General features: G+C 74.2%; 4 protein-coding genes and 1 rRNA gene. All 5 read left to right on the forward strand.

From position 1 onward, the window contains the following. Positions 1 to 26 precede the first annotated feature (26 nt). The 5 genes from rrf to PINTE_RS20480 all read left to right on the forward strand — a co-directional run bounded on the left by rrf (position 27) and on the right by PINTE_RS20480 (position 4,221). Positions 27 to 143 (forward strand): 5S ribosomal RNA (gene rrf, locus PINTE_RS20465). A gap of 420 nt (positions 144 to 563) precedes the next feature. Beyond that, complete coding sequence (locus tag PINTE_RS22290) at positions 564 to 2,021, forward strand: hypothetical protein (protein WP_174524037.1); 1,458 nt, start codon at positions 564 to 566, stop codon at positions 2,019 to 2,021. Further along, the gene (locus PINTE_RS23710; RefSeq protein ID WP_174524038.1) at positions 2,021 to 2,785 is read left to right on the forward strand and encodes a tetratricopeptide repeat protein; all 765 of its coding nucleotides are present in this window, start codon (positions 2,021 to 2,023) and stop codon (positions 2,783 to 2,785) included. The genes PINTE_RS22290 and PINTE_RS23710 overlap by 1 nt, the downstream gene beginning before the upstream one ends. Before the next feature lie 72 nt (positions 2,786 to 2,857). Beyond that, the gene (locus PINTE_RS20475; RefSeq protein WP_068434298.1) at positions 2,858 to 3,883 is read left to right on the forward strand and encodes an HAD-IIA family hydrolase; all 1,026 of its coding nucleotides are present in this window, start codon (positions 2,858 to 2,860) and stop codon (positions 3,881 to 3,883) included. Next, complete coding sequence (locus PINTE_RS20480) at positions 3,880 to 4,221, forward strand: hypothetical protein (RefSeq protein WP_068434300.1); 342 nt, start codon at positions 3,880 to 3,882, stop codon at positions 4,219 to 4,221. The genes PINTE_RS20475 and PINTE_RS20480 overlap by 4 nt, the downstream gene beginning before the upstream one ends. Positions 4,222 to 4,351 lie beyond the last annotated feature (130 nt).

Genomic DNA, 4,351 nt, shown 5'->3' on the forward strand with positions numbered 1-4,351 from the left:
GTGGCCGGGGTTGGCCCTGATGGTGTTACGGCGGTCATAGCGAAAGGGAAACGCCCGGTCCCATTCCGAACCCGGAAGCTAAGCCTTTCAGCGCCGATGGTACTGCACTGGTGACGGTGTGGGAGAGTAGGACGCCGCCGGACTTACTTTAGATGAGAGCGGGGTGTGTCGCTCGATTCCGATCATTCGGACTCGAGTGGCCACCCCGCTCTCTATTTGTGTCCCCGCTTGTTCGTCTGCCGCTTTTCCGGATCGGGCATGATGGGCTCGATCCGGTACCGTCGGACGTTACGACACCAGGGGTCGGGCTGGCTGGCTCGGAGGTTCGGGCGGCTCGCCGGCTGAAGCGGCGAGGTGCCGGCTCTCCACCTGATGACCGATCCCGTGGGCTCGTCGGCTCGGGCGGCCGCGGCGGCGGGATGATCGACGGGAAACGCTGAATAGTGACGACGATGGGCTGGACAGGAGCGCAGCTGTGAGTGACGACGGATCGAATCGCTGGTCGCGGGCCGGAGACGGGCGCGGAACCGGCGGCGAGCGTGGCTCCCGCGGCCCACGTCGAGATGACCGCGCAGGACGGGAGAGCGCAGGTCGGGACAGCCGAGCCGGTCGCGGTGGCCGCGATGACCGCGGCGGTCCCCGGACCGGCGAGAGTCGTGGCGGATACCGCTCCGATCGCGGCGGCCGCGAAGGAGGCGACGATCGTGGGCGCGGCGGCGACTCCGGCTACCGGGGTCGCGGTGCGGGCCCGCGAGGAGGCGGTTCCTGGCAGACCGCAGGCGGTGACCGCGGACGCGACGGCGGCGCCCGGCGCGGTGACGCCGGCCGAGCCGGCGAACGTGGCGAGCGAGGTGGGCCCGACCGGGCGCGGGGGCGCTGGAACCGGGACGGTGACTCTCGTGGTGGTGGCTGGGGCGGACGCCCACAGCGCGCGCCGAGCGGGGGTGACCGTCCGCGGTTCGGCGGGCGCAGCGACGACCGACGCTTCGAGCGGCGTGACGACCGACGCTTCGAGGGTCGGGACGATCGTGGTCGCGGTGAGCGGGACGGCCAACGAGACGACCGGCGCGACAATCGACGCGATGACCGGCGGGGGTTCGGTGCGGACCGTGGTGGCGACCGACCCCGCTACGGCAACCGCGGCTACCGTTCCGACGACCGACGCGCAGAGCGCGCCGGATTCGGTGAGCGCCCTCAGGGCGGGGGCGCCGGGGACCGCGGGCGTGCCGGCTCCGGCTCCACCGGACGGCGCGACTACGCAAGCCGAGACCGCGACGACCGCGGCTACCGGAGCCAGCGGGGTTTCCGGGACGACCGCAACCAGGGCGGCTACCGGGGCGGCCGCGACGAGCGCGGTGACCGGGGCGGCCGAGAGCGCGACGAACGCGGCCACCGCGGCGGGCGAGACGAACGTGGCTACCGAAGTGACCGCGGCGGGCGCGACGAGCGTGGCTATCGACGTGACCGCGGCGAAGGGGGCTACCGCGACGACCGCAGCCAGCGGGTCAACCGCGACGACCGGGGCGATCGTGGCGCCCGCGGGGGTCAGGGCTATGGGGGCGAACGGGACGACCGGCGCGCCGGTGGCTACCGCGATGAGCGGGGTTACGGGGGCGACCGTGAGCAGCGGGGTTACCGGGGTGACCGCGATGGCCAGGGCGCCAGGAACTCCCGCGATGACCGGGGCTACCGCGGGGCCCGTCGTGACCGCGAAGACCGGGGTTACCGCGACCGCCGGGACAACCGCGACCGCCCCGACAGTCGCGACCGCCGGGACAACCGCGATAGCCGCGACAACCGCGACCGTTGGAGCAACCGGGACAACCGGGGTGAGCGTGGCGACTGGGGAGGTCGAAGCGAGGCGGGTCCGCCGCGGCAGGGCACGACGCACCGCGCGCCGCGGATCCCCGAGCCGCCGATCGATGAGGACATTCTCTTCCGCGACCTCGACCGTTCGGTTCAGCAGGAACTCAAGACCCTCAGCAAGGAGAATGCCGAGGGCGTCGCCGGGCACCTCGTGATGGCCGCGCGGCTGCTCGACGTCGATCCCCAGGCCGCCGAGGCGCACGCGGACACCGCGGTGCGTCGGGCCGGTCGGGTGGCCGCGGTGCGGCAGATGCGCGGCATGGTGGCCTACCGGGCGGGGGAATTCCAGCTGGCCCTGGCGGAATTCCGCACGGCCCGCCGCCTCGGCGGCACCGGGCTGCTGCCTCTCATCGTCGACTCCGAACGCGGGCTGGGGCGCACCGACCGCGCCCTCGAGCTGGCCGCGGAGGCCGAGAACCTCGCGCCGGCGGAGCGGATCGAGCTCGCCATCGTCGTCTCCGGCATCCGCCGCGACCTGGGGCAGCCGCGCGCCGCGCTCCTCGCGCTGCGCGGGCCCGCGCTGGACCCGGCCCGACGCGACCCGTGGTCGGCGCGGCTCTTCTACGCCTACGCCGAGGCCCTCGCCGCCGACGGTCGTCTCGACGAGGCCCGCGACTGGTTCGCGCACGCCTCGTTGGCCGACCGCGACCTGGAGACCGACGCCGCCGAACGCCTCGACGACCTCGACGGCGTGGTGCACGTGGACCTTCTCGACGGCGAAGACGACGAAGACGACGAGCGCGACGAGGACAGCGAGCGCGACGAGCGCGACGAGGACAGGGAGCGCGACGAAGACAGCGAGGGCGACGAGGACGATGGCAGCGAGCCCGCGGGCCACGCGGACGTCGTTGAGCGAGAGGATGAGAACCAGGAGGACGGTCGGCGCGAGCCGGGGCCGAACGGCCTCGTGGAGCCGTGACGGCGCCACCGCAGATAAGTAGGCCAACAGACACGTAGGCAAGCCGTGCAGCCGCGTCGAGAGGATCCATCCGTGAACTCCCTCGCCTCCCGCTACCAGGGCATCGTGTGCGACCTCGACGGCGTCGTCTACAAGGGCACGGACGCCGTGCCCGAGGCGGTGCCGGCCCTCGAGGGCGCCCGTGACCTGGGCATGCGGATCGTGTACGCCACGAACAACGCCTCCCGCCCGCCGCGTGAGGTCTCCGACCAGTTGGGTTCGCTCGGGCTCACGCTCACACCCGCCGACGTCGTGACGAGTTCGCAGGCGGGCGCCCACTACCTCGCCGGTGAACTGCCCGCCGGGGCGCTCGTGCTCGCGGTCGGTGGCGAGGGGGTGGCGCTCGCCTTGCGGGAGGTCGGGCTCCGCCCGGTGCGCACCGGCGACCCCGCCGCCGAGCAGACGGAGGCGGTGCTGCAGGGCCTGGGCCGCGACGTCACCTGGACCGACCTCGCGGAGGCCGCTTTCGCGGTGGGCCGCGGGGCTCGTTGGGTCGCCACCAACGCCGACACGACGCTGCCGACCCACCGCGGCCTGGCCCCCGGCAACGGCTCACTCGTCGCCGTCGTGCGGGCCGCCGTCGACGTCGACCCCGTCGTCGTGGGCAAGCCGTACCCGCCCCTGTACGAGCTGGCGGCCGCGGTGCTGGGCACCGCCATCCCCGACACCCTGGCCATCGGCGACCGGCTCGACACCGACCTCGCCGGTGCCGTCTCCACCGGGATGGACGGACTGTACGTCGCGACCGGCGTGAGCAGCCCGCGCGACGTGGCCCTCGCGGGCGGCTCGGAGCGCCCCCGCTTCCTCGCCCGCGACCTGTCCGCCCTGCACCGCCCGTACGACGAGGCCCAGGAGGCCGACGACGGATGGTTCACCTGCGACGGCGTGCGCGCCCGGGTCGCGGACGGCACCATCGAGGTGGACGGCGACGGCGGCCGCGACGCCCGCCTGCGCGCGGTGGTCGCCGCGTGTTGGGCCGCCGCCGACGCCGGCACCGACCTGTCGGGCATCGACGACTCGCAGTGGACCCAGACCCAGGAGTGGATGGAGCGGACATGAGCCAGAGCAGCCAGACCGACAACCCCGAGCGTCCCGAGGGCCGCAGCGAGGCGGAGGCGACGCAGCAGGAGACGCAGGCCTCCCCGGACCGGCCGGACGCGGCCCAGACCCCGGACACCCATGCGTCCGACGCACCCGAGCCGACGGATGCCTCCGGCGCGCCGGAGGCTGCCGCGCCGACCGCGGGCGACGATCTCGACGAGGCGATGGAGCGCCTCGACGAGGCCGACCCCGGCGACACCCAGGAGGTGCTCGATGCCGGCGCCCAGGTGAACGACCGGCTCCAGGAGCGGCTCGACGACATCACCTCGCGGGGGTCGGAGCAGCGATCCGAGTAGCGGGCGACGCCGCGCGCCTCGACACCGCGCGCCTCGACACCGCGCGCCTCGACACCGCGCGACTGGACACGGCGCTCGTCGCCCGCGGGCTGGCCCGCTCCCGCGGGCACGCGCGCGAACTGATCGGCGC

The sequence above is a fragment of the Piscicoccus intestinalis NBRC 104926 genome (assembly GCF_001515525.1).
GTDB lineage: Bacteria > Actinomycetota > Actinomycetes > Actinomycetales > Dermatophilaceae > Kineosphaera > Kineosphaera intestinalis.